This window comes from Dyadobacter pollutisoli (assembly GCF_026625565.1).
GTDB lineage: Bacteria > Bacteroidota > Bacteroidia > Cytophagales > Spirosomataceae > Dyadobacter > Dyadobacter pollutisoli.
The window spans coordinates 3,000,007-3,025,982 of record NZ_CP112998.1; the positions used below are offsets into that span (position 1 = coordinate 3,000,007).

At 47.3% G+C, this 25,976-nt stretch carries 18 protein-coding genes; 6 read left to right on the forward strand and 12 right to left on the reverse strand.

What is annotated here, in order from left to right:
* Positions 1–76: 76 nt before the first annotated feature.
* From ON006_RS12350 to ON006_RS12395, 10 genes are all read right to left on the reverse strand, one after another.
* Positions 77–2,869, reverse strand: a complete 2,793-nt coding sequence (locus ON006_RS12350) for an alpha-amylase family glycosyl hydrolase (protein ID WP_244820095.1) — start codon at positions 2,867–2,869, stop codon at positions 77–79.
* A 17-nt stretch (positions 2,870–2,886) separates the two neighbouring features.
* The gene (locus ON006_RS12355) at positions 2,887–4,743 is read right to left on the reverse strand and encodes a glycoside hydrolase family 13 protein (RefSeq protein ID WP_244820096.1); all 1,857 of its coding nucleotides are present in this window, start codon (positions 4,741–4,743) and stop codon (positions 2,887–2,889) included.
* 90 nt (positions 4,744–4,833) lie between these two features.
* A complete protein-coding gene (locus ON006_RS12360) occupies positions 4,834–5,886 on the reverse strand; it encodes a SusE domain-containing protein (protein WP_244820097.1) in 1,053 nt (350 codons plus the stop codon).
* A gap of 89 nt (positions 5,887–5,975) precedes the next feature.
* Positions 5,976–7,520: a RagB/SusD family nutrient uptake outer membrane protein gene (locus ON006_RS12365; RefSeq protein WP_244820098.1), complete on the reverse strand. Its 1,545-nt coding sequence runs from the start codon at positions 7,518–7,520 to the stop codon at positions 5,976–5,978.
* 11 nt (positions 7,521–7,531) lie between these two features.
* Positions 7,532–10,519: a SusC/RagA family TonB-linked outer membrane protein gene (locus tag ON006_RS12370; RefSeq protein ID WP_244820099.1), complete on the reverse strand. Its 2,988-nt coding sequence runs from the start codon at positions 10,517–10,519 to the stop codon at positions 7,532–7,534.
* A gap of 250 nt (positions 10,520–10,769) precedes the next feature.
* Complete coding sequence (locus ON006_RS12375) at positions 10,770–12,689, reverse strand: helix-turn-helix domain-containing protein (RefSeq protein ID WP_244820100.1); 1,920 nt, start codon at positions 12,687–12,689, stop codon at positions 10,770–10,772.
* A 114-nt stretch (positions 12,690–12,803) separates the two neighbouring features.
* Entirely contained in the window at positions 12,804–15,170 is a 2,367-nt protein-coding gene (locus tag ON006_RS12380; protein WP_244820101.1) for an ABC transporter permease, read from the reverse strand.
* A gap of 39 nt (positions 15,171–15,209) precedes the next feature.
* Positions 15,210–15,635 (reverse strand): cupin domain-containing protein, encoded by a 426-nt coding sequence (locus ON006_RS32155; RefSeq protein WP_310590191.1) that lies wholly within the window; start codon positions 15,633–15,635, stop codon positions 15,210–15,212.
* A 99-nt stretch (positions 15,636–15,734) separates the two neighbouring features.
* Entirely contained in the window at positions 15,735–16,163 is a 429-nt protein-coding gene (locus ON006_RS12390) for a hypothetical protein (RefSeq protein ID WP_244820102.1), read from the reverse strand.
* A gap of 147 nt (positions 16,164–16,310) precedes the next feature.
* Positions 16,311–17,396 (reverse strand): NADH:flavin oxidoreductase, encoded by a 1,086-nt coding sequence (locus tag ON006_RS12395; RefSeq protein WP_244820103.1) that lies wholly within the window; start codon positions 17,394–17,396, stop codon positions 16,311–16,313.
* Positions 17,397–17,525: 129 nt separating this feature from the next.
* Here ON006_RS12395 and ON006_RS12400 point away from each other — a divergent pair, with 129 nt between their 5' ends.
* Both ON006_RS12400 and ON006_RS12405 read left to right on the forward strand, forming a co-directional pair.
* A complete protein-coding gene (locus ON006_RS12400) occupies positions 17,526–17,861 on the forward strand; it encodes a YciI family protein (RefSeq protein ID WP_244820104.1) in 336 nt (111 codons plus the stop codon).
* Between the two features lie 5 nt (positions 17,862–17,866).
* Complete coding sequence (locus ON006_RS12405) at positions 17,867–19,156, forward strand: RNA polymerase sigma factor (RefSeq protein ID WP_244820105.1); 1,290 nt, start codon at positions 17,867–17,869, stop codon at positions 19,154–19,156.
* Here ON006_RS12405 and ON006_RS12410 read toward each other — a convergent pair.
* Entirely contained in the window at positions 19,125–21,269 is a 2,145-nt protein-coding gene (locus ON006_RS12410; RefSeq protein WP_244820106.1) for an alpha-glucuronidase family glycosyl hydrolase, read from the reverse strand. The genes ON006_RS12405 and ON006_RS12410 overlap by 32 nt on opposite strands.
* Positions 21,270–21,464: 195 nt before the next feature.
* Between ON006_RS12410 and ON006_RS12415 the strand changes: the two genes are divergently transcribed.
* The 4 genes from ON006_RS12415 to ON006_RS12430 all read left to right on the forward strand — a co-directional run bounded on the left by ON006_RS12415 (position 21,465) and on the right by ON006_RS12430 (position 23,489).
* A complete protein-coding gene (locus ON006_RS12415; protein ID WP_244820107.1) occupies positions 21,465–21,791 on the forward strand; it encodes a metalloregulator ArsR/SmtB family transcription factor in 327 nt (108 codons plus the stop codon).
* Positions 21,788–22,288 (forward strand): SRPBCC family protein, encoded by a 501-nt coding sequence (locus ON006_RS12420; protein WP_244820108.1) that lies wholly within the window; start codon positions 21,788–21,790, stop codon positions 22,286–22,288. The genes ON006_RS12415 and ON006_RS12420 overlap by 4 nt, the downstream gene beginning before the upstream one ends.
* A 22-nt stretch (positions 22,289–22,310) precedes the next feature.
* Positions 22,311–22,925, forward strand: coding sequence for a YdeI/OmpD-associated family protein (locus ON006_RS12425; protein WP_244820109.1), 615 nt, complete (start codon positions 22,311–22,313; stop codon positions 22,923–22,925).
* Positions 22,926–23,057: 132 nt separating this feature from the next.
* Positions 23,058–23,489 carry a hypothetical protein gene (locus ON006_RS12430; RefSeq protein WP_244820110.1) on the forward strand — a complete coding sequence of 144 codons (432 nt, stop codon included), beginning with the start codon at positions 23,058–23,060 and terminating at the stop codon, positions 23,487–23,489.
* Between the two features lie 43 nt (positions 23,490–23,532).
* On the opposite strand, the gene ON006_RS12435 is transcribed toward ON006_RS12430, so the two are convergent.
* Entirely contained in the window at positions 23,533–25,902 is a 2,370-nt protein-coding gene (locus ON006_RS12435) for a glycoside hydrolase family 95 protein (protein WP_244820111.1), read from the reverse strand.
* Positions 25,903–25,976: the final 74 nt, after the last annotated feature.

A 25,976-nucleotide genomic window follows, 5' to 3' on the forward strand; every position in this document is an offset into this window, starting at 1 on the left:
TTTTCGGGTAAATGCTGTTGAATGCTTCAAAGCGGCAATAATTAACAAAAAAAGCCAACAAATGACAATAGCAATCCTACTTTTTCACCCATCTTCTGACCATCACCTCAGCTCCCTGCTGAATCCTGAGCAAATACAACCCGGCACGCAGATCTTCAACGTCAATGGTTGCTTCCAATACCGAACCGTGTTTGAGAAAATGATGCATTTTATACTCCCGGCCGGCAATGTTCAGCACGCTTACCATTACTTCTCCCTGGTAAGGATTTTCCAGTCTTAATTTCAAAAATGAGTCCGTCGGAACTGGCGACAGCACGGTAGTGCCGGAGTGTATTGGCTCAATGGCTGTGATCAACTGAATTTTCCAGGGTACCAGGTCCTTTTCAGGGTCAGACAATTTCATACTCGTAAGAACATGAAATTCAGCAGGTTTAAAGTTCAATGGCGGATCGGATGGAGAAACGGTGATCTCTTGTCCTGAAAAGTAATCAAACCATTGTCCTTCGGGAAGCAAGATATTTTGATCATTCACATCCATATTGGCCACTACCCGCAGCTGCATGACCGAATTAGTGAGTGACAGCTTTTTGACTGTATTTTCAGATTCCAGTTCAAACGTATCACCTGATGCCGCGGCCAGTGACGATTTCAAATGGATCAGCTCGGCGAAAACCTTGTAAAGTTTAAGTCTTTCGGGATCTTTATAATAATCCCATTTCACGGGTTTCGCCCCCGTACGGCCATTTTCATTGATCGAAACATCATAGCCGAGCTCGCCAAACTGCCAGATCATTTTCGCGCCGGGCGTGAGCAGAAACAATGCTGCCGCCGCTTTCACCCTTTCGAGCGCCGACGGAAGTGATTTCACAGTGTACCCATTTCCAATGCTACCATTGGTGAGCGCGTCGTAAACCAGCCGCTCCTCATCGTGGCTTTCCATGTATCCTATCGTGGCCGGTTTCTGAAAACCTGTATGAGACTTCCACGACAACCGGTTGAAATTCCCTTTCCCATTTTTAATCGATTCCCGAAAAGCCCCGTTTTGATTATCCCAAACCAGCATTCCATACCCGGTAAGCTCAGCTTCCTCAAAATCATCGGCAAAATGTTCCAAAATCACGTACGCAGTGGAGTCTGCGCTACGTACCTGATCATATATACGTTTCCAGATTGCAACCCGGCTGGCGTCGTAAGCTCCCCAGGCCGCGACATTATTCCCGGAATTAACCTGCGTGAAACCTTTGGACAAATCGAACCGGTACCCGTCGAAATGGTATTCTTCCAGCCAAAATTTCGTCACCCGATCCACATATGATTTTGTAGCAGGGGATTCGTGGTTGAAATCAAAAAATACGCTGAAAGGATGGGTTGCCTGCTGGTTAAACATCGGGTTGTTTTTCGCTGGCTGCGTGCCGTCCCAATACATTTTGACATACGGAAATTCATAGTCAGCCTGGTTCAAAACCATATCCAACAGCACCGCAATGCCATTTTCGTGGCACTTATCGATGAATGCTTTCAGACTGGCCGGGTTCCCATATGCCTTGTCTGGCGCGGTGTAGTAAATCGGGTTATAACCCCAGGAATCGTTCCCTGTGAACTCCATGACCGGCATCAGCTCAATGGCATTGATACCCAGCCGCTTCAAATAAGCAATGGTGTCAGAAAGCATTTGATACGACCGTGCGGCTGTAAAGTCCCTGACCAGCAGCTCATAAATCACAAGATCTTTCGCCAAAGGCCTTTTAAAGTTGCCTGCCTTCCATTGATATGGAATTTGACCGGTTTGCAAAACAGAAACAATGTCGCCCTGCGCTTTACCAGGGAATGGAATCAGGTCGGGATAGCTGGCTGCCGGGATGAATTTATCATCGTTGCGGTCCAGGATCATTTCCGAAAAAGGGTCACCAACCGGAATGACGCCGTCAACCAGATACTGAAAAGGATACTCTTTCTGTGTGACCAAATTTTTGATTTCCAGCCAGTAAGTCTGTCCATCTGGCGTGCGGTTCATCAGGAATGAGGGCTGATTTTCCCAATTATTGAATTCGCCCAATACATACACAAACTTCTTTTCAGGTGCGAACAGTACCAGCGTCGCGGAAGTAGCCGAGGTATAGTTAATGCCGTTTTTCAGCCCTGCCGGAAGCGTCGCAACCTTGGGCTCTGGACTGACAGTGAATGTAAATTGATCCGTGGCTGTCTTTCCGTTTTCCGTAGCGATTACTTCCACCATATGTTTCTGACCGCTGGTATTTCCGGTATTAATTTTTGCAGTCAATGCTGTGTCGGTAGCTGTTGCAATGACATTGCCGTCCAGCGCAATACGCAGGTCAGCTTTCGTCGAAGCGCTTGCCTTTACGGCCAATTCTTTATTCGCTTCAATGAAGAAATTATCGTCCGCGGGAGTTTGAAAACGGACAAACAAATCTGCCGGCTCGTATAAGTCTATCAGGAAATCCTCTGTTTGCGCGCTTCCGGTGGCATTTTTAACCAAAACACCGATCCAGGTAATCTTTTTACCGGCCGGGATATTGTAGTACTGATCCGGCGTGATGGTAATGGTCCATACATTATCGCTCACCTTTTTTAACAGACCAGGCGCGAAAGGCTGATCAAAGCTGGACTGTCCGGCAGGGCTATATTCAACATTCCGCGTTTTTACGTCGGGCCCACCCCACGCCCAAACATAAAGTCCACCAGACTGATTGAGCAATCCGCTTTTACGGCTATCCTTTGCCTGGCTGACATCGAAAGTTAATGTAACAGCTCCGTTTGCTGCCGGAAATGACGGGGAAACCGTAATAGCCTGGCAGAAGCAAAATGTACTTAAAAGGGTAAGACAAAGCGTAATGTATAGTTTTCTCATTGTTTCAAAAGTTGCGGCTACGGGTTAATGTCAAGGATCATTGGTTGCCCAGGCTCCAATACGATCCGGTCCTTTACCTGCAATGTCTTTTGAGAAACAATGTCCCGGGCATTGAAAACCGGCGCCAGTATTTCCTTGAATTTCCCCAATTCCAATGTATAAGCCGTAGTATTTTTATTCAGGATTACCATCACTTTCTGTTTGTCATCATATCTGAAAAACACGTAGACCCCATTCTCGGGAGCGAACTGTTTGAGTTTCCCCCAGTGAACTGCGGCAGCGCCTTTTCTCCACCGTACCAGGTTTTGAACAAACTGCTTTGCTTCCATTTCCTGCACAGTAAGGCCTTTTTCTTTAAAAACATCCCTGCTATCGCCTGGCCATCCCCCCGGCATATCCCCGCGAATCTCTCCATGCGCATCACTTTTAGGGTTCGACATCAGGATTTCAGTGCCGTAGTAAATCTGAGGAATGCCTCGCGTAGTCAGCAAAAATGCAAGACCGAGCCTGAACTTGCTGAAATCTGAATGCAGCTGGGTGTAAAACCTGCTCATGTCATGATTATCCGGGAAAATCACGAGGTTATCGGGGTGTGCAAAAACAAAATCATTGGCCAAAGTCTGGTACAGCATGGTCCAGCCCCGGTTCCATATTTTCTCATCCGCATTGAGCGCTTCTATCAGCGCATTGTTGAGAGGAAAATCCATCAGACTTTTCAAATTAGACTGGTAGCCATTTTGGTTAACCTTCCCGCGCTGCCAGTTCGCTACCAGGCTGGGGTTCAATGACCATTCTTCTCCCACAATATTAAAATCCGGGTATTCCCGCATTACTTCGCCGCTCCATTTAGCGCTAAAATCTTTGTCAGGATAAGGATAAGTATCCATTCTTATTCCGCTCAGATCCGCGCTTTCTATCCACCAGATCGAATTTTGAGTCAAATATTTGGCAAGAAAAGGATTGCGCTGATTCAGATCAGGCATTGTCGGAACAAACCAGCCGTCACTCTGCAATGTACGGTCGTAGTCGGAAGCATAAGGATCGTGCAGGCTCTCCCGGCGGTGGTTGGTGATCGTTAATGGCTTGTTCTGGTAATTTACCCAGTTGCTGTCCGGCAGGTCTTTCATCCACCAATGCTCTGAGCCACAATGGTTGAGCACCATGTCGGCGATCAGCTTGATATTTCTTTTTTTCGCTTCTTCCGAAAGCCGGACATAGTCTGCATTGTTGCCAAACCGTGGGTCAGTCTTATAAAAATCTGTGATCGCATAGCCGTGGTAGGAATCTCTCGGCTGCGCGTTTTCAAGTAATGGGTTAATCCAGAGCGCGGTCATTCCCAGGCCGCCTATGTAATCCAAATGATTGATAATTCCTGCAATATCCCCGCCGTGCCGGCCATTGATATTGCCCCGGTTCAATCCATCCACCAGTGATTTGACCGAATCGTTCGTGGAGTCTCCATTCGCAAACCTGTCAGGAGTGATCATATAGATTACGTCGCTGGTGTTAAAGCCAGTTCGTTCCGCAGACTTTTGCTTCCTGTCCCTGAGCGAGTACGGATGTGTGATCGACGGCTTGCCCCTACTTTCAAAAACAATCTGAAATTCGCCCGCTTTTGTTTGGGGAGAAATCACTAGGTCAATGAACAGGTAATTGGGATTGACGGTTTTATGTGTTTTCTCAATTCTGACACCTTTGTAGTCAATTTTAGGCTGATAGTCAGAGATCCCGGACGCGTGTACCAGCAGTTGCAGATTAGAATTTTTCATGCCAACCCACCAGTTCATGGGTTCCAGATGCTGTATCCGGGCCTGACCGTTCACATAGGTTTGGCCAAACATTAAAAACAGCACTAATGTAAAAATGTTCTTCATCGGTGATCAGGATTAAGGCGTAAACAGGAAAAATGACGGGCACTTTTTTCCGGTGCCCGCCTGGTTAAGTAAGTTGATGATAACAGATTTCTATTTGATCTTGGTAGCCTTATAAGTTGGCTTTGCCGGATCTTTTACATTCAATTCGAAATTCCAGGTGCCCGCTTTTACGCCAAAGTTTTTGCCACCATCCTTCAATGCACCGCTCGCGGCGATAGGATCAGGTTCTGCTGTTGCCGTGGAGCCTAGGTTCGCACCCCAGTCATCATTAAGCCTGAACTTGATCTGGCCATCTTTCAAAACGACATTGTTCAGGTACCAGGTTTCAGAACCAGGGTTATAGCTAAATTTTTGGTCAGGTTTATCTCCCCATCCTGTCGCAGTAGCATCACCAACGATGCCCCAGAAAACACCTTTTTCAATTTTGTAGGTCAATGCTACCGGATTGAATGTAATCTTGTAGCTCCCTTTCGTGATCTTGATATTGTCGCCTCCGGCTTTCAAAACACCGTTTGCGCCACCGTAGTTGACAGCCCAGTCGTTGTTCTCACGGAATTTCATTTCCCCGTCAATCAGATTTACGTAAGCTACGAAAACATTGGCTACGTCGGTTTTATAAAATGGCAGGTCAGGCGACGCACCCCAATCATTAGCAGCACTTCCAACCACCCCCCATTTCGAAGTAAGGTCCAGCAGCACCGAATAAGCAGTCGCTTTCAAAACCGCAGGCGTTGAAGTCAGTACCGTCGCCGCTCCAATGGAAGAAGTAACGCGGATATCAATCTCGCCGGCAGTACCGGCAGTGAGCCCCAGGCCGATCAGTATCGCATTCAGTTCAGAAGCTTTGAACACTTTCGACTTAGACGAACCTGCTGAAATCGAGGCCGCTTTCGAAAAATCTGCTCCTTTTTTATCGATCAGGATCGTATTGCTCGCCGCTGCCTGGTAGCCAAAGTCAGTGTCCCAGGAAACCGTTAGCACATCCGCATCGGCTTTATCCTTGTCCAGCAGCACCTCGCCGGAAGATAATTTGACCACCGGCACCGCCCCAGCATTCAGAATGGCCATATCCTGCTCCTTTTCACATCCCCAGGCAACCACCATAGTCAGCCCAAGGAAAATTATTTTGTTCAATGTTTTCATATAGTTTGATAGGATTGCGCATGACCTCGGCTGTCAGCAGTCGGCCGTCAAAAAAGAACGAAAGCCGATTGCCGATTGCCGAAAGCCGCCTAATACCCCTGATTTTGTCTAAGAGTTGGATTTGCTACAAGGTCGGTAGCGGCCAGCGGGAACAATGTCCGGAAAGCTTCTACGTCTTTTCCCGCTTTCACACCGCCTTTCCAGGCCCAGTTATATCCGGTAGTGAATTTTCCAAACCGGATCAGGTCGGTCCTGCGATGTGCTTCCCAGAACAGCTCCCGGCCTCTTTCTGCCAAAAGATTGTCCAGTGTAAGAGCAGTCAGTTTCGCTGCTCCTGCCCTCGTCCGCAATGCATTCACCAATGTGAGCGCCAGCGTCGCGTCGCCCGTTCCGCCGCGCACCACCGCCTCCGCATACATGAGGTGTGCATCCGCCAGCCTGAAAAGTTGGAAATCAGTGTCGGTATGGGTAAGGTTCTTACCGGGCTTGCCATCTTTTTTGACATTCTTCCATTTCGTCACGGCATAACCGTCTGTGAATGTGGTAATGTTATCAATTTCCAGATTCTGGCCGCTGCTGTAAAACAAGGCTCTTTTATCATTCTTATCTGTAAAAAGCCCTACCAGCTCCTTCGTAGTGCGGAAACCGCCCCAGCCACCGTCCACACCGAAGTCCGTCGGGTTCATTGTCCCGCCAATCGATGCATGGATCAGGGTAGTGGTACCACCCCAGGTTTGCGTTTCATTTCCGTCAAAATTGATTGGAAAAATAATTTCTTTGGAAGTATCATTGTCCGCCAGGAAATTATGCTGATAGTCAGCGGATAACACGTAACCTGCATCAATCACTTTTTTCGCATAAGCAGCTGCTTCCGAGTATTTGGCCTGACCCATATACACTTCTGCATTGAGGTATAATTTGGCGAGTGTCATCCAGGCTGCCGCCTTATCGGCCCTGCCGTATTCATTGGTACGTGCATCGGGCAATTCGGCTTCCAAAGCTTTCAGCTCGGTTTCGAGGTAGGTAAACAATTCAGCCCGTGTTGCTTGCTTGGGTAGCGCAGAGCCTACCTTGTCCAGTTCCGTCACCAATGGAATGCTGCCAAAAAGGTCAATTCCGTGTGAATAAACCAATGCACGAATGAACCTGGCCTCGGCGCGAAAATTCTTGATATCATCGCTGTTTGGAATGCCACGGGCACTTAATTTTTCATCCGTGGTTTCACGCAAAAACTCATTGGCGACCGTTGCCTGATACAATATCCGTGAATAAAAAGCGGAGCTCCATTGATTCGACGCTGTCCAGCTCATTTTGTGAAGATCGGGCAGCCCCGGGTCTCCCCATCCTACGATTGCCTCGTCGGTAGGGAATTCCTGCAGGTACCAATACACCCGCATGTAGCCCTGGGAGCCTCCGTCGTAATTTTTAAGATCTACATCGTCGTCTTTTGGCTTAATGCCCGATACCGCAAGCCCCGCATATAATTTCGCAAGTATCTGCTTGTAACTGGCCGGGTCCTGGTATACAAGTTCGGAAACTTCCCCCACGTATGGCTTGGTATCCAGGTCTTTGCAGGAGTTCAACGCCAGCAATGCCGTACCCGCGTAAAAAGCTGATTTGATTATATTTTTCACGATTTTCTGATTTAGAAGTTTAAGTTCAGCCCCAATGAATAGGTGCGCGGACGCGGATACACCTGCTTGTCGATACCTGTTGCGATCTCCGGATCAAGGCCTTTGTATTTGGTAATGACAAACACGTTTTGTGCTACCAGGCTCAATTGCGCTCTTATCTTCTTGTTTTTAAAGAGGTTATCCAGATTATAACCCAGGTTAATGTTATCCATACGAAGGAAAGAGGCGTTCTGAACATAGTAATCGGACAGAATGGACTGGTCTGTACGGGATTTAAAACCGGTTTCCAGCACATTGGCTGAGAGATTGTTGATATAATTACCGGTACCCGTCAGATTCTGGTAAGTCCCGCGATTGGAATACACATTATTGTAAGCATAGTTGCCCACGTTCGACCGCATCACAAAACCAATGCTCGCTTTTTTGTAGGCAAGCTGAGAGCTGAAACCCAGAAAATAGTTCGGAGCGGCAGCCTGGTAGCGATAACGGTCCAGCTCGGTGATCACGCCATCGCCGTTCAGATCTTCAAAGGCACCTTCTACCGGCGTGCCGTTTTCGTTGTAAACCTGCTTGTAGACGAAGAATGCATTAGGTTCAAAACCAGTTGAATGCACTTGTCCGTAGTTACCGGTTCCACCTTCCACACTTTCTACCAAAACACCCACATAAGTTGGGTTATTGACTTTGGTAAGGGCTGTGATCTTTCTTTTATTGTAGGTAAAATTGGCGCTGACATCCCAGGTCAGGAATTCGGTTGACACCGGGGTATAGTTCAAAACCACCTCTACACCTTTGTTTTCAAGGCTTCCGACATTGGTTGTCACTTTATTGCTAAAATTAGAACCAGCCGCAACGTCAATTTCATTGATCAGATCGGTCGTTTTTTTGAGGTAAAAATCGATACTACCCGATATCCGCGCTTTGCTCAACCCGAAATCAAGACCGATGTTGCTCGACGCCGTCTGCTCCCATTTAATGTCAGGATCGTAGGCATTGGGGCGGAGCACGCTTACAAATGTGTTGCCCAGCTGGTACTTGATACCCTGGCCGGGAGTGTATGCGTTCAGGTAAGGATAATCACCTGTCGAAAGGTCCTGCTGCCCGGTGATCCCCCAGCCTGCACGTAGTTTCAGATCTGAGAAAATATCGTCCCTGACAAACTCTTTGTTGATTTTCCAGGCCAGCGCCACCGACGGGAATGTTCCCCAGCGATTCTGTTTGGCAAAACGCGAAGAACCGTCACGGCGTACCGTTACTGTCGCCAGGTACTTGTCATTGAGCACATAATTGACCCTACCGAAGTAAGACAGCAATGCATAATCAGTTTTGAAATAAGATTTAATGGCAGGAACGTCCGGGGCTCCGTAGGTCGTCCCATTTTTATTTTCTCTTACAAAACCCTGATTTTCAACACCGGCCATTACATTAATGCTTTGAATCCCTACCTGTTTCACATAATTGAGGTAAAACTGGTTGGTGAAATTCTTGCGGGACTGGGTATAGTAGCCTGTCGAACCGTTGTTGGTAAACGAGCTGGCTGACACGAGCGGCGAAGCATATTCGTCCCCATCCGTATCGGATTGGTCTACTCCAATGTTCCAGTTAGCACGGAGATCGGGCAGAAAATGGAATTTGTAGTCGAACTGCACATTGGCGATAACCCGTTTAAGAACCGCTTCATTACCTTTCAGATCGAGCAAAGCCAGCGGATTGGAAGGAGCTTGTGACTCAATATTCCCTTGCGGGTTAAGCCATTGAAAATAGCCGCCGAATTTTTCGTTTTCGGTGCGAACAGGCTGCGTAGGATCAAAACCGATCGCACTGCCAATCGCACCTTCGTCTGCAAAATTGCTCTTGGTCGACGATGCTTTTACATTGATATCAATCTTCAAATGGTCTTTGAACAACATGGGCGTAAGGCCCAGCGAACCGGAAGTACGCGACATATCGGAGGTTTTCAGCACCCCGTTTTGTTTGGTATACTCCACTGAAACCCGGTAAGGAATGCTTTTCAGGGCACCCGTTAGGCTGAGATTGTTGCCTGTGCTGTATGCAGTGCGGTAGATCTGATCCTGCCAGTCGGTACTGGAAGTTCCCAGAAGTTGCTTTTGCGCATCGGTACCATAGGTTCCCACGGCTGTTTTGAACTCCTCCGGCGACAGCACGTCCACCTTTTTCGCGATGGTGCTGGCAGAAAACAATGTGCCAAAATTAACCCGAAGCTTATCCTTTTTGTTTCCCTTTTTGGTAGTAATGATGATGACACCATTGGCTGCGCGGGAGCCATATATTGCTGCCGCCGAAGCATCCTTCAGTACATTGAATGATTCGATATCGTTGGGATTGATGAAGCTCAGCGCATTCGCCGCACCTTTGATGTCGCTGTTATCCAGCGGAATACCATCTACTACAATAAGAGGATCGTTGTTCGCGCTCAATGAAGACCCGCCACGGATACGGATGCGGCTGCCTGAGCCCGGCGCCCCACCATTGGAAGTGATCTGCACACCGGCAAGCTTTCCGGCGATCAGCTGATCGGGCGTCACGACGTTACCCTTTACAAAGTCCTGGGAGCTGATGGAAGTGATCGCACCGGTAAGGTCCTGCCGCTTTTGAGTTCCGTAACCGACTACTACCACTTCCTGCAACACTTTGGAATCGCTTGCCAGTTTCACATCCAGATTGGTTTGATTGCCCACCTGAATTTCCTGCGTGAGCATACCCACAAAACTGAATACCAGAACTGATTCCGGAGAAACGCCATTCAATGTAAAGCGACCATCCATGCCAGTCTGCGTTCCATTCCCGCTCCCTTTTACCAGCACCGTCACACCCGGTATGAGTGAACCGTCGCTTCCGTCTTTCACAGTCCCCGTGACCTGGCTTTGAGCGATAGCGATCTGCCCCGTCAATACCAGCATCAGCACCCATGCAATCTTCGGTTTTGTCCAACCGGCAGACCAGAATTTCCTGCCGGGAAGTTTGTAGATTTCTAACATTACTTTGCGAACTTTTAGATTAAAATTTGGTCAGGTATCATTTTGCTTCACACTTTTATTAAAAATGTTCTTGCAAAAGTACCAGTCAAATAACCCCTTGTCGCGCCACTTTATAAATCCAGCCAGAATTTTTATGATTATCGGCAGCAGAATATAAGTATTTGATTCATAAATATTTGGACAAAAAAAAAGGTGTCCACTTTATAATGTGGCACCTCATTTTTATTGAAAATTATAGGAAAGCAGAAAATTAATCCTCTAATCTGGACTCAAAAAAGTACTCCCTCGGGGTACTCCCGGTCATCTTTTTGAAGGCCCTGTTGAAAGCAGTTTTGGAATTAAAACCTACCTCAAAAGCAATGGCGAGCATCGTGAAATGTTTGTTCTTCGGGTCTTCAAAACGTTCTTTAAAATCCTCGATCCGGTAGGAGTTCACAAAGTCGAAGAAGTTCTTTTCATACGCTTCATTGATCACTTTTGAAAGCAAATGCGGAGAGATTTTCAGTTTGGCGGCAAGGTTACCGAGCGTCAGCCCGGGGTTGTGATGTGGCTTGCTCTTTTGCATGTAAGTACCGATCTTCTCTTTCCATTCCTGCAAATGCTGGTCGGAGATATCGGGCGCCTTTTCACTTTCCGGTACTGTCAACCCGTTGGTTTCAGAGGGTACCGTTTCTTCTGTATTAAAAAACGGGACGATCTGGTCATTTGCGATCTTGAAAATCTCGGGCTGATGAATGGCAAAGTAGCCCAGAAAATAAGGGATCAGCGAAAAAACAAACCAGATAAAATCAACACTTCTGCTGGTAATGTAGCCAGTCTCGAAAGGAAAAATCTGGCCGGCTGCGGACAAAACGCCCGAAAAGAGCCAGAATACCAGACATATGGCCTGGATGACCAGTACAGTAGACAAGTATTGCAGGTTTTGTTCGTCGGAAGCGAGCGTAGTGTACTGGCGCTTGTAGGTGAAAATCATTTTCCTGCATTGAAACCAATACCAGGTATTCGTCCCGAGGGCAATGATGCCCGTGATGATGTACAGAGTTTGCAGATCAGGTGAATGGTTCACGATTTTCAGTTGCAGCACCTTCTTCTCAGACAGGAAAAACGGCATGTATGCCAGCAGTTGTCCTAATGGAAGCAGAAAGTGAAGCCACCATTTATCAGGGAATGTAGGGGTTTTGAAGAGCAGTTTCCGAATATAGAAGAAGAACAGCGGTGCGTAAAGGAACGCGGCAAAGTCCGGTATAAGGAGCAATTTGGTATATGTCTGCGCCACATCCCTATAGTCGCTTACCACCCTGATCCCCACCATTACCGCGATAAAAGCAATGGATATCACAAGCCACAGGTTGGCCTTTCTGTTGTAGTCCTGGATGCTCGGAATGGCTACAATGAGCAGCAGACATTGAAATGCCGAAAATAGCAGCAGCAAGTCATAAAGGGAGAAAAAATTGAATGTGCCGGACAGGTCTTCCCAGCTGATGATTTCAACGGGTATGTTGTCGATCTTATTGACGGTACTTCTAAAAAGAACGCGATTGGGCCGCGCTTTACCATTTTCCTGCCCTTCCACATTTTGCCAGTCGCCTCTTGTAAACTTGTATTCGAACTGTTCAAGATCCGAAACAACTGCTATTCTGAATGTATTATCGGCTTGCTTTTGCAGTCGGTAACTTTCGTCAGAAGGATTCCAGTTGTTGAAATTGCCGGTAATGTACAGCACGGCATCTTTGGGCGTATTGGCAGGAAGCTTGTTGACTACAAAACGGTAAGTAGGTTTAGCTTCCCAACCCTGGATCGTGTCCCGGACGACCTTGGGATTAGCCGCTGAACTCTTGTTGTAACTACGGTCAGGCCTGCTGGTCCGGTCGGCATTACCTTCTACAAGCCCCCAGCTACCTTGTGTAAACTTGTATTTGAACTGGGTCAACGAGTCGGGAAGATTGATAAAATAGACACCGTTTTCTTGTCGGATGAGCTCGTAGCTAAGCCCTCCCGGCTCCCAGTGATTGCAATCACAGGCTAAAAATATGCGGGTATTGGCAGTAATAAATGGGGCAACACGTACTACTTCCACCCTGATCTGCGCTACCGCCGCCTCGCATACCATCAGGAAGCAAAATATCAAAAGGTAAAATTTCCCCGGCTTGATGAATGCTTGTGATCTCACTCTAAAACTTTTTATTTCCAGAGCGTAATTTACGTCATTTGCCGGTTCAATAGCGATCGAGCTCGATAATTGCATCAGCAAATGCCTGCGAAGCCTCCCGGCGCATTCGTGAGATTATTCGCTGCGAAGGCTTTTTACCGGGTTCATCAATGCAGCCTTGATGCTCTGAAAACTGATCGTCAGCATAGCTACGGCCAACGCCAGACCTCCGGCAGCCACAAACATCCACCAGGAAATATGGATCTTGTAGGCAAAGTCCTGCAACCAGATATTCATACTATACCAGGCAATGGGCACCGCGATCACGATGGCGATGACGATGAGCCGGATAAAGTCACTGGCGAGCAGCCTGACAATGCCGGTAACACTGGAACCCAGAACTTTACGCACACCTATTTCACGGGTGCGGACTTGCGCCGTGTACGCCGCCAGGCCGAATAATCCCAAACAAGATATGACAATGGCGATTCCCGCAAACAAATTGAAGAGAAACCCACTCTGCTGCTCGGATTTATACATGTCGTTGAATGCATCGTCCAGGAAACCATAGGTGAATGCGAAATCGCCATTGTACCGCTTCCAGGAACGTTCGGCGGCTGCAATCGCCTTTTCCGCGTCATTACCTGTTGTTTTAATATAGATCCTGTTCGCGTCCCCCGCGTCGTAATAGAAAACGGATGGGTCAATTTTTTGCCTCATGGAGGTGGTATGAAAATCCTTAACCACGCCAATGATCGTCCCTTCCTTATCCCAGAGTTTGAAACGTTTGCCAATCGGGTCCTTCAAACGGGTCGCTTTTACAGCCGTTTCATTCAGTATAAAATGCGAGGAATCGGACACGGAACCCGTAAAGCCCTTTCCTTCAACCAACTGCATTTTGAAAAATGATAAAAAATCTTTCTCAATCGCCATCGGTCGCGACATCATTGTTTCGCCGACTTCTTTTCCATCCCATTCATTGCTACCGGTTTGCCCTCCAATCCTGACAATGTTGGAACTGGCACGGGTAACCCCGATAACGCCCGGCTGATTAAGCAAATCTGCTTTCACTGCCTCAAAGTGGCTGTTCATATTACGCATTCCGAATGACAGAACATGTGTTTTGTCGTAACCAAGCGCTTTGGAACGAATGTATTTCAGCTGCGTGCTGATGACGAATGTGCCGATGATCAGAATAACCGAAACAGCGAACTGCGTTACCACAAGTACTTTCCGTAATGCCGCGTCGCTGATTCCCGTTGCTGTTTTTCCTTTAAATGCTTTCAAAGGATCAAAAGAGGATAATAGCAACGCCGGATAAATGCTGGACACCGCCAATGTCCCCAAAAGTGTTAGCCCGATCACTTTCCAGATCTGAAAATTGGCAAAATCAAAAACCAACTGCTTTCCTGACAACTGATTATAAAGTGGTAAAAAAGAATAAATCAAAATGACAGCCACTGCGGACGCCATGCCAAAAACAAGGGCAGTTTCAATGATAAATTGTGTAAAAAGCTGCTTCCGTGCCGCCCCGACGATCTTGCGCATGCTTACTTCCTTCGACCGCAACATGGAACGCGCCGTGGACAAATTGACATAATTAATGCAGGCAATGCCCAAAATCAGCAATGCAATGATGATAAACATCCTGACGGTTTCAATGCCTCCGTCCGATCCATCGGCTTTATAAAGATGCTTGCTAACCAGCGGCTGCAACAGGTAAGTAAGGTCGGTATCGTCCGGTTTGTTGCGCAAATGAATGTTCCTGAGCTTGTCGGCTAGTCCGGAAATATTTTGCCCGGGTTGTAGCAGCAGGTAGGTATTGTAATTAAACTGATGAAAATCATTGTCCCGGTTCCGGCCGTCCTGCCGTCTGCTATACATGTCGTTGAACAACTTGCTGATCGGCAGAAACAGGTCGCCTTGAATGGTTGAGTTCTTTGGGAAATCCTTCACCACGCCGCTTACCCTGAAGTTCATCTGGTCATTTACCACAAGAATCTTTCCGATCGGGTCCTCGTTTCCAAAGTATTTTTTAGCCGTGGTTTCAGTCAGTACCACTGAATTATCGTCAGTAAATGGTTTTCTCGCATCGCCTTGTACCAATCCGAAATCAAATACTGAAAACAGGCCAGGATCGGCAAATTGTGAGTTTTCCTCATTGAAAACCTTGTCCTTATACCTGAACAGAATGTAAGATTCATTGTAACACAACCTCACTCCGTCTTTAATTTCCGGCAATTCCTTTTTTCCCAGCATGGCAATGGGTGCCACGGTCGTGGTCCATATCTGCTTGCTTGAACCCGTCCCTACCCGGTTTTCAAGCTTGTAAATGTCATCGGCATGCTTGTGAAAACGATCGAAGCTGAGCTCATCCTGCACCCATAACAAAATCAGTATCCCGACGCCCAGCCCGAGGGTTAGCCCGGCACCATTGATCAGGGAGTAGAATTTGCTTTTCAATAAGTTGCGCCAGGCAATTTTGAAATAATTAAAGATCATGGCCAAAAATCGAGGAAAAAGAATGATAGATACTAGTTTCTATTTTACAAAATCCTCCCGCATGGGTGTAAACATGTCGATCAGCACGCCGGCCTCCTTACACACGGCTCCGTGCATAACATTGGACGGGATGTAGTAGCCATCCCCTTTTTTAAGAATTTGCTTTTTATCGCCGATTGTAACCTCAAACATACCGCTTTCCACGTAGCTCATCTGGGTGTGAACATGCTTGTGCGGCGTACCTATGCCCCCTTTTTCGAACACGATTTTCACCATCATCATCGTTTCGTCGTAAGACATGATCTTACGTTTCAGCCCGCCGCCCAGATCCTGCCACGGAATCTCCGAGTCGATTATGAACTGCTTGCCATTAGCCTCCTCAGCCGCAGACTTTGATTGTGCGAATAACTGGCTGGAAGTCAGCAAGGACAAAAATAATATGGTTGCTTTGAAGGTAGGTTTCATGGTTTGGGATTGGGGAATGAATGGGCAAGATAAAGGACATCACCTGAAATAAAAACTGGTGTTGATACATTTATCTAATAGTTTTACTGCCCCCAGACCCTATTTCGTCTTCGCAAACCTTAACCTCTGGCTATCGGAATGTCCGTTCTGGCTGACTATCGTGATATCTGCCGTCAACTCCTGGCCGGATAACACGGCCTGTCCATAAATCTTGCGGCCCACCTCTCCGCCGACGTAGCGATTCTTGAAAAATAATGTATAATCCGAGTCCACGAGCACTGAATCGACGGACAGGCTTTCGATCGCGTCCTGTCTTCCCGGATCGGCAAAATCGGTCTTAATATTTATCTCGATCCTTATCCGGTCCTTATATCCGGCCTTCCAGATTTTCCATTGGGTAAGTACTGACTCGTTCGGAGTTTGCTCCTCGTGAATGTATGTTCCGACAAACTTGTTCGCAATGTCGGGATCAGGGTCCGAGCAGCCCGCAAAGGCCAGTACTGCCCAAAATAGTCGCTTTATTTTCACTTTTTCTGGCTAATAATGAATGATTTATCGCCTAAGTTAGAGCCGCCGTTCACGGTATTAAAGCCGCATCGACAGACATCGTTTCTCAGGCGACAAATCACTATTATTCCAATACAAAAGCCGTTAAACCAGGTCGATCATTGCCAGTTAGTTTAAGCTGTACAATGCATCCTTCGTAAAACCCCGTAACTCTGCCAGACGGCCTTGCTTTACCTTTTGAACCCAATGCGGATCAGCCAAAAGACATCGACCGACTGCTACCAGATCGAATTCATCATTGTCCATTCTTCTTACAAGTTCATCCAAAGAAGCTGCGCCAGAATTCTCGCCACGATAAAGGCTCGTAATGTCCTTTTCCAATCCAACGGAACCTACCATGATCGTGGCTTTACCCGTTATCTTTTTAGCCCAGCCCGCAAAATTAAGGTCAGAACCAGCAAATTCTGGTTTCCAAAAATACCTCGTCGAGCAATGAAAAATGTCAACCCCTGCATCTGCCAAGGGTAACAGCCAATCCTCCATTTCTTTCGGCGTGCTGGCAAGCTGACTATTGTAATCTGAAAACCGCCATTGAGAAATCCGCATCATTAATGTGAAATGTTGCCCTACCTGCCTGCGAATTTCCCTGACAACTTCCACCGCAAATCTGGTGCGCTCGCCTATCGTTTTACCTCCAAAAAAGTCATTTCTCAGATTGGTATCCGGCCGAAAAAACTGGTCTAAAAGGTACCCGTGCGCACCCTGTACCTCCACGCAGTCAAAACCCATACGGAATGAGTTTAATGCAGCCTGCCCAAAAGCCTGAATCGTATTCGCAATGTCGGCATCGCTCATTACCTTTCCATTGCCGATCCCCGACGGGCCTTCAAACGGGACGCCGGGAAGCCAGCCAGAAGCGTGATTTTCCTGTATACCTACATGCCACAGCTGCGGGGCCATTTGTCCGCCTGCGCTGTGAACGCCATCCAGCACATTTTGCCAGCCTGCAAGCGCATCGTGCCCGTAAAAGTGCGGTACACCAGGATCATTTTTCGAAGACGGCCGGTCAATGACCGTTCCTTCGGTAATGATAAGTCCCACTTCTCCCTCCGCCCGTTTACGATAATAATCCGCGACATTACCGGCAGGTATCCCACCGGGCGAGCATGCGCGGGTCATGGGCGACATCACGAAGCGGTTTTTCGTATGCAGTGATTTTAAATTAAATGGTCGAAACAAATTGTCAGTGTTCATCTTTCTCCTAATTTTAGTTTGATCAGATGACGACTGATATTGAAAAACGGGGACAGAAAATACTTGCGCGGCTGGGCTGTCCCCATTGAAGTTCCCTGATCGTTATGGGGTAAATCAATATTGAAAATCATGAAAGAATTCGCATTAATTTTTAGGCTCAGCAATCAAATGGAGCTCAAAACAACGCCTGAGCAGATTCAGGAGAGAATGAATTGGCTTGCCAGTATCGCCGCGCAGAATAAATTGGCGGACAAAGGCAATACCTTGTCCAACGAAAGCGCCAAAACAGTACGAGCGGAGAATGTCGTGACCGACGGGCCTTATACGGAGATTAAGGAATTTATCAGTGGTTATGTCATCGTAAAGACCGACACCATTGACGAGGCAGTGGAATTGGCGAAAGCCAATCCTATTTTTAAAATGGGTGGCAACATCGAAGTGAGAGAAATCGTACAACGTAAGTAATTTCGATGACCCGACCTGATGAACAGCTGAATCAAGTTCTACACCAATTGTTCCGGTTGGAGTATACCAAAATGACGGCGGTACTATGCCGTCATTTTGGGTTGAAACAGCTTGAAATTGCAGAAGATATCGTCAGTGAGACATTCTTGAAGGCCACCGAAACCTGGAATGATCAGGGACTTCCCGAAAATCCCTCTGCCTGGCTTTATACAGTCGCCAAAAACAAGACAAAGGATTACCTGAAAAGAGCTTCCATTTTTGAAAACCGGGTTAAAAATGCCATTGATCAGGAAACGTTTCAGCCGGAGCCTGACTTCGAATTTACAAATGAGGCGATTGCCGACAGCCAGCTTTCGATGCTATTTGCCGTTTGCAGCCCCGCTATTTCGGAAGAATCTCAGATTTGCCTCGCTCTGCAAATCCTGTGTGGCTTCACTGTTGAAGAAATCGCGAATGCGTTCCTTACCAAAACGGAAACCATTAAAAAACGGTTGTTACGTGCTCGCGCCGCATTGCGCAATGACTATTTTGAGATCAGCCAATTGGAAGAATCTGCCACTGCAGCCCGGTTGGATACTGTTTTGAGAACCTTGTACCTGCTTTTCAATGAAGGTTATTTTTCCAAATCCGGCAATCATTTGATCCGAAAAGACCTTTGCTCGGAAGCAATGCGGTTGGCCGTCATTCTGGCCGAAAGCAACCTGAGTAACATGCTTCCCGCAAAGGCATTGCTGGCTTTAATGTGCTACCAGAGCTCCCGTTTCCACGCACGCTTGGATGATGACGGGGATACCGTCCTGTTTGAACAGCAGGATAGAAGCCGTTGGGATCAGGAATTGATCGACAGGGGACATTATTATTTGATCAATGCGTGCTCAGGCGATGAAATTTCAAAATACCATTTGGAGGCTGGAATTGCCTATTGGCATACTACCTCCGAAGAGTCGGTGAAATGGTCGCAGATTCTCCACTTGTATAACCAACTGATTGTAAGCGAATATTCTCCGATGACTGCATTAAACCGCACCTTCGCATTCGCCAAAGTTTACGGAAACGCCGCCGGTCTGGAAGAAGCCGAAAAACTACATCTCGCCGACAACAGCTACTACCATTCATTATTGGGTTACTTATATACCGAAATAGATCATCGAAAAGCGATTTTTCATTATCAGCAGGCGGTGAACCTGACCAAATCCAAAGCTGAGAAACAAACCCTTTCCAGAACGATCGCGGAATTGGAAAGATCAGCCCACGAGCTTGAAACTACCTCAACAAATACACATCTACCGACTTAATCACCTGTTCCAAAGTTTGTTCAGGTTTTTTAAATTTAGGTGGAATGGGCTGTCTGGCAAAGCTTTGCAGATAAAGCACCCAGGCATTTCGCCACCAGATCGCCTCTTTGTGCTGAGTCCGGAGCCTTGCCTCTACGTCAGCAAAAGTTTCGGGGTTTATATGCGCCTTCACCTGATCCCACTGCTGCTGCATCCACAGAACAGAATCTGCCCCGGCGTATAGCCTGCTGCATACTTCGTGCCACAATGTTTGCCCGGTGCTCAATTTTTTATCCCATGATACATGATGAAACCAAAGCAGGTAAGGCAATGGGCAGCTATCCGGGTTACTCCATTGCCGCTGAACTTCGGGCCGGTATTGTGCCAGCGCATTGCTTCCATTGGCAGTCCTGTCGAAGCCCAGGCCTACGGAATCGGCTTTGTGGTAATAAACGGCCGTCCAGTCGGGGCGGGAACTGCGGTTTTGCCAAGGCTCAGGTGCAAAATGTACACCCGTCCACGGTCGCGAAAGTCCGAGCGGCGTGTTATAATCAACATAAATGTCCCTGGAATGGAGCATCATGTTCACGATTTGCGTATTCGCTTTTTTGTCTTTGGTTAAAGTCAATGCTACCCATTCACGGGCGATTTGTTCGGAAGATAGCTGGTGGTCCCAGGTCAGCCTCCCGAAAGCGTACCAGTTCGCCTGCGCCAGCGGATGGCCCGTCCAGTTCCGCACTGACCCGGTATTGGCAACTCCTGCCATCGCCGTTCTTGCATATCCGTGCAAAGTACCGTCCACAATCCGGGCGACCGTAGATCCTTTCCCATTCACATAAGTATCAGCGTCAAGACATTCCTTGAAGATCGGGGCTTCGTACACGGCGTGCGTGGCAAATCCCAGATATTCCTGCGTCAGCTGAAATTCCATACCCAGTGGTGTTTTGGGCATATTGCCAAACAGTGGTGAAAATGGCTCGCGGGGCTGGAAATCAATGGGGCCGTTTTTGACCTGAACGATCACTTTTTCATCGAACTGGCCATCCAATGGTGTAAATTCCTCATAAGCAGCCTTAAAACGATCTCCTTTTGGATCGGATTTGTAAACAAACGCCCGCCAGATCACCACGCCGTCGTACGGCTTAAATGCGGCTGCGAGCATGTTCGCCCCGTCGGCATGCGTACGGCCATAGTCCTGCGGGCCGGGCTCGCCTTCGGAATTAGCCTTAACCAAAAACCCACCAAAATCAGGAATGTATTGATAGATTTCCTTCACCTTAGCCGCCCACCAAGCCTGTACCTGGGGATTCAACGGGTCGGATGTACCCAGGCCGCCCAATGTTTTGGGTGCAGCAAAATAAACCGACAGATATACCTTAATGCCATACGGACGAAATACATTGGCGATCGCGGCCACCTTTTCAATGTACTCGGCAGACATAAACCGTGCGCTTGCATTTACATTGTTGAGCACCGAGCCATTGATCCCCAACGACGCGTTCGCACGCGCATAGTCCCGGTACCGCGGATCAATCCTCTCCGGCAGTTCGTACCATTTCCAAAGCGACGAACCCGCGTAGCCGCGCTCAATGGTCCCGTCATGATTATCCCAATGGTTCAGCATCCGGTACCGTACTTTGGGACTGCTTCTTAATGTGATGGCACTAAGCGATTGGAGGGTTTGCATATGTCGCAGCAATGCAAAACTGCCATACAATAATCCCACTTCGCTCTCCGAACTGACACGAATGTTTCCCTGAACGGTTTCAATGCTATACCCTTCCTTGTTGGCAAAATCCTGACTTTTATCGGTTACTAAGGTTAATACAATACCGCCGGATTGGCCTTTGGCCGATAAAACCACCGGTACCACTTTGCCAAGTAGACCCGATAATCCTTGCTGTACCTCGTCAGTAGCACTTTTTACCACCGGATTTGCCGACGGTGCTGCAATAAATTGAGTAAATTTTTGATACTCCTTTTTGACCCCGACATCCGCGATCGGGTCATATTTCAGCCAAAGGCGGTAACCGTCATCGGTTACGGCAAACGCGTCTTTTTTTATTTGGGCAAAAACACTGCTTTTCAGTAAAAGCAAACCCAGAAACAACAATGCAATTTTGTTACGATTCATAAATTTGGAGGCCTATCTGTTCAAAATCACGTTATGTCAGGCTTTGGCTAGTAAAGATCAGCAACTCAGAAAAATCCCCGTCATTCCCGCATGATTTTCGTTTCTGAAAAAAAATTGGATTAATATGTAGCCATTTAACTTCGCATTTATATATTTGTAGCCAAATAACTTCACATTTGAAATGATGTTGAAAAAATGAAACTAAGAAGAGACCCATTTCAGGCAATAGCAGATCCTACCAGAAGGGCCATTCTGGTACTGCTGGCCGTGCAAACGATGACCGCAGGGGCTATCGCCGACAATTTCAATGTGGCCCGCCCTACCATATCCAAGCACATTCAAATTCTGAATGAGTGTGAACTGATCACATCTAATCAGAAGGGCCGCGAGATTTTTTATGAATTGAAGGTTGACAAAATGAAGGAAATCGATAAATGGCTCACCCAATTCCGAAAGATGTGGGAGGACCGCTATAACCAGCTTGACACTTTAATATCTATTATCCAAACAAAAGAAAAATGAAAAACAGACTGCATTTCGACTTCGTTGTCGATAAGGAGAAGAACACGATTACTATTCAAAGAGAGTTTGCTGCCAACCGCCAGCTGATCTGGGACTGCCATACTAAAAGTGAACTACTCGATCAATGGTTTGCACCTCAACCACTTACGACTAAAACAAAGTTTATGGATTTCCGCGAAGGAGGACATTGGCTTTACGGCATGGTGGAACCGGATGGGCCAACTTACTGGGGCCGCATGGACTATTTGAAGATCAACCCGATCGAAAGTTACACCGGACTGGACGGCTTTTGTGATGAGAATGGTGACCTTAACCCTGAACTCCCCCGGGCCGAATGGGATGTTACGTTTCAGGATCAGGTTGAAAATTCGCTTGTACAAACGATCGTCACCTATAAATCCCTGGAAGACCTGGAAGCAGTGATTCAAATGGGATTGAAAGATGGATTGACGTCGACCATGGAACGGTTAGACGACCTGTTATTAAAATTAGCGTAACACAAGAATCAACGAGCAAAATATGGCACAGTTCAATTCAAAAGTGGACGAATACATTGCAAATTCAGAGGCATTTGCACAACCGATTTTAGGACATTGGCGGCAACTCGTCCACGATCATTGCCCGGAAATGGTCGAGGCTATCAAATGGAGCATTCCGCATTTTGACTATAAAGGTGACTTTATGTGTGTGATGGCTTCTTACAAAAGTCATTGTTCGTTCACTTTTATCAAGGCGGAGTTGATGAGCGATCCGCGGTTAAAGGAAAGTAAAAACCTGAAACCTATTCAAAGATTTTTAGGCAAAGTCAAAACCATGTCCGACCTGCCACCAGACGAGGAATTTATTGCGTTTATCAAAGAGGCAATGGACCTCAATGAAAAGGGAATAAAGGTGACACCTCCCGTCAAATCAGATGCGCCCAAAGTGCTTGAACTGCCCGATTACTTTGCAGAAAAGCTCACTGCCAATCCAAGAGCGAAGGAAGTTTTTGACAGCAAGTCGGATTCATTCCGCAAAGACTACATCATATGGATCACGGACGCCAAAACCGATGCGACCCGGCAAAAAAGAATGGACGAATCATTGGAATGGATATCCGAAGGCAAGGGAAGGTTCTGGAAATATGATAAATAGCCAAAATTTTCTCCATTCATCCTGATAACTAACCTTTTATCAAAATTCAAAGCGCAACCAGGTACATTGCGTTGCATAGTACCTTGCATAAAACTATGTTTGAATGTTTTTCACCTAAACATTTAAACAGCTATGAAAAAAAGTACATTAATAGCGGCTTTGCTGCTGGTAGCGACAATCAGTTTTGGTCAATGCGATCAGGATGTGACACTCACGGCATCAAAAACGACGTATCTCAATGGCTCAGGCGCTGTGGAGCGAGAGGAGGATGAACAAAGCATCATTGAAATTAATAAATCGCAGATCACCATTACACCCGGCAATGCCGATCACAAAATGGTGGGAAAGATCGAGTCCACCACCTGTAATTGGACAAGCGCCTATCAGGAGGGGAACACGGTTATTAAAGCGGTTTTTGATGGGCCGTCAGGTGCTCAGATGCATGCCACGATGACTACGGAGGGCAAAGCCGGAAAGATTACTTTCCTGATGGAGATCGTTGAAATGCCCGACAAAAAAATCTTCGTTAATATCGACAGCTTTCAGGAAAGTAAGAAGAATTAACCTGCATTACCCAGGGTTAAGTTTTAACCCCGGGTAATGTTTTTTATTTGAAATCCTTTGCAAGAAGCGTTTTGTAGCCGTTCGCAGTGAGCGCGACTTCCATTGTTTTCCCGCCATATTTCAAAGTCCTTTTCTGGGCTTGCGGCGACGTGATAGACACTGATACGAGCTTGCCATTTTCCCAAACTTCGTCTACGGTCACATTTCCTCTTGCTTTCAATCCTTTCACTTCGCCTGCTGGCCAGGCATCAGGCAATGCGGGCAACAATTCAATGATGCCGGTCTGAGATTGCACCAGCATTTCGGCTACACCAGCGGTCGAGCCCATGTTACCGTCCAGCTGAAACGGCGGGTGGGCGCAAAGCAGGTTGGAATAAGAGCCTCCGCCGTCTGCCATATTGGTACCCTGGCTATTTACAGGCCTGAGAACGCTGCTTAGCAATTTGTGCGCACGGTTTCCGTCTTGCAAACGTGCCCAAAAGTTAACCTTCCACGCCAGCGACCATCCGGTTCCGTCGTCTCCGCGTGCATTGAGGCTGATTTTGGCAGCTTCTGCCTCGGCAGGTGTTTTGGCGATCGAGATTTGCTTTCCCGGGTGTAATGCAAAAAGGTGTGACACGTGACGATGATGGTTAGTAGAATCATCCACATCTTCCCGCCACTCCTGCAACTGCTTCCATTTTCCGATCTGCAACGGCAGGATTTTATCCCGAATCTTGGCCGCCTTTTCTGCAAAATCCTTGTCGATACCCAGTACAGCTGCCGCTTCCGCTGTATTGTTGAGAATGTCCCAGGCAATTTCATGGTCCATCGTTGCCCCGGTGGAAATCCCTCCCTGCTCGGGCGAATACGATGGCGAGGACACCAGATTTCCCTTGCCGTCATCGGCCAGGTAGTCCATCCAGAAGAGAGACGCTTCCTTCATCACCGGATAGGCCGTATTTTTTAGAAAAACCTTGTCGTTGGTAAATGCATAATGCTCCCACAAATGTTGCGAAAGCCAAGCCGCGCCTCCCGGAAAGAAACCCCAGGGAAAGTCCCAACCTGGCGACGTGTAACCATAAGCATTGAGCATGGTGTTCACAATCCATCCTTTTGCATTAAAAAACTCCTTCGCTGCCAGCTTGCCCGGCTCTACAATCGACTTCGTGAAGTCCATTAACGGCAAATGACAGTCCGCCAGGTTTGTAACCTCGGCAGGCCAGTATAGCATTTGAACATTGATATTGGTATGGTAATCATTCGACCAGGGTGGATTGGTACTATCATTCCATTTGCCCTGAAGGCTCATCGGCATGGTCCCCGGGCGGGTCGAAGAGATCATCAGGTAGCGGCCGTACTGGAAATACAATTCTTCAAGCCCATTGTCCGCCTGGCCCTGCGAGTAAGCAATTTGGCGTTGATTAGTCGGCATATTTTTGCTTTGTTCTTTGCCAAGCCGCAGCGATACTCTGTTAAAAAGACTATGGTAGTCTTTCTGCTGCTCGGCATACAATGCTTCAAAACGCTTTGCTACCACATTGGCCATGGTAGTGCGGTTGGCCTTTTTATAATCATTGCCTTTATAAGACGGAAATTGCATCACATAATCCGTGGCGATGGTATGAACAAGCACCACAGACTTCGCATTGGTTACCGTCAAAATTCCATCTTTGAATTCCGTCTTACCATCCGTATCAATGCGGTAAGTGGTTTCAAATTCCTGGTGGTTGTCTTTCAGGCTACCTCCGAATGTATACTGGTTTTTCTCAAACTGCTCATATCCTTTATGATGCGGTGTCGTGAACCGGACTGAGTACGTTTCAGGTGTGGAAGATGTGAACCGGTATACCATTACTTTCGATGGATAGTTGCCAAGAAAAGTTCGTTCAAAATGGCTGCTACCTGCGTCATAGCTTACTTTTCCTACTGCATCGGCAATGTTCAACTCTCTATGATAGTTCTGAATGGTCCCTTGATGTGATACCTTCACATACAGGTCACCCGCAGTCTGTTGCGCGCCGAAATCACTGGACGGGGTGTTCTCTTTTTTCTCATGAATGGCACCGGTAAGCTCTTTGTTGGCTAGTTCGTGCGCCTCTTTCATTTTGCCGGCGGCGAGCAGTTCGCGCACTTTTGGCAGATACTGGCTGGCTCCTTTTTTGAGCCCGAAATCGTACTCGGCATTTGCATTTTTACCACCGGACCAAAGGCTTCCTTCCGAAAATTGCAGCCGTTCTTCATCCACACCGCCAAAAAACATGACACCCACATGTCCATTGCCAATGGGCAATGCCTGGGTCATCCATTCGGTGGCAGGGCTGTCGTACCATAGTACCAGCGGCGCAGGAACTTTATTGGTCTGGGCTGAGGATCGCCCACAAAGGATAATGAGTAATGTCGTTAAAACTAAGCCGGGGGAAAAGGACTTCATAAATCAGGTTTAAGAAATAAGGATAAAAGTAGATGTGTGTTTTCAATAAAAAAAGAACAGCCTGCTTAAATGAC

What these genes read in the sequence shown, in the direction of transcription:
- ON006_RS12415 (WP_244820107.1), top strand. Translation starts at nt 21,465, where the DNA reads ATGAAACTAAGAAGAGACCCATTTCAGGCAATAGCAGATCCTACCAGA.
- ON006_RS12350 (WP_244820095.1), bottom strand. Translation starts at nt 2,869, where the DNA reads ATGAGAAAACTATACATTACGCTTTGTCTTACCCTTTTAAGTACATTT.
- ON006_RS12435 (WP_244820111.1), bottom strand. Translation starts at nt 25,902, where the DNA reads ATGAAGTCCTTTTCCCCCGGCTTAGTTTTAACGACATTACTCATTATC.
- ON006_RS12380 (WP_244820101.1), bottom strand. Translation starts at nt 15,170, where the DNA reads ATGATCTTTAATTATTTCAAAATTGCCTGGCGCAACTTATTGAAAAGC.
- ON006_RS12405 (WP_244820105.1), top strand. Translation starts at nt 17,867, where the DNA reads ATGACCCGACCTGATGAACAGCTGAATCAAGTTCTACACCAATTGTTC.
- ON006_RS12400 (WP_244820104.1), top strand. Translation starts at nt 17,526, where the DNA reads ATGAAAGAATTCGCATTAATTTTTAGGCTCAGCAATCAAATGGAGCTC.
- ON006_RS12370 (WP_244820099.1), bottom strand. Translation starts at nt 10,519, where the DNA reads ATGTTAGAAATCTACAAACTTCCCGGCAGGAAATTCTGGTCTGCCGGT.
- ON006_RS32155 (WP_310590191.1), bottom strand. Translation starts at nt 15,635, where the DNA reads ATGAAACCTACCTTCAAAGCAACCATATTATTTTTGTCCTTGCTGACT.
- ON006_RS12420 (WP_244820108.1), top strand. Translation starts at nt 21,788, where the DNA reads ATGAAAAACAGACTGCATTTCGACTTCGTTGTCGATAAGGAGAAGAAC.
- ON006_RS12430 (WP_244820110.1), top strand. Translation starts at nt 23,058, where the DNA reads ATGAAAAAAAGTACATTAATAGCGGCTTTGCTGCTGGTAGCGACAATC.
- ON006_RS12410 (WP_244820106.1), bottom strand. Translation starts at nt 21,269, where the DNA reads ATGAATCGTAACAAAATTGCATTGTTGTTTCTGGGTTTGCTTTTACTG.
- ON006_RS12355 (WP_244820096.1), bottom strand. Translation starts at nt 4,743, where the DNA reads ATGAAGAACATTTTTACATTAGTGCTGTTTTTAATGTTTGGCCAAACC.
- ON006_RS12425 (WP_244820109.1), top strand. Translation starts at nt 22,311, where the DNA reads ATGGCACAGTTCAATTCAAAAGTGGACGAATACATTGCAAATTCAGAG.
- ON006_RS12395 (WP_244820103.1), bottom strand. Translation starts at nt 17,396, where the DNA reads ATGAACACTGACAATTTGTTTCGACCATTTAATTTAAAATCACTGCAT.
- ON006_RS12360 (WP_244820097.1), bottom strand. Translation starts at nt 5,886, where the DNA reads ATGAAAACATTGAACAAAATAATTTTCCTTGGGCTGACTATGGTGGTT.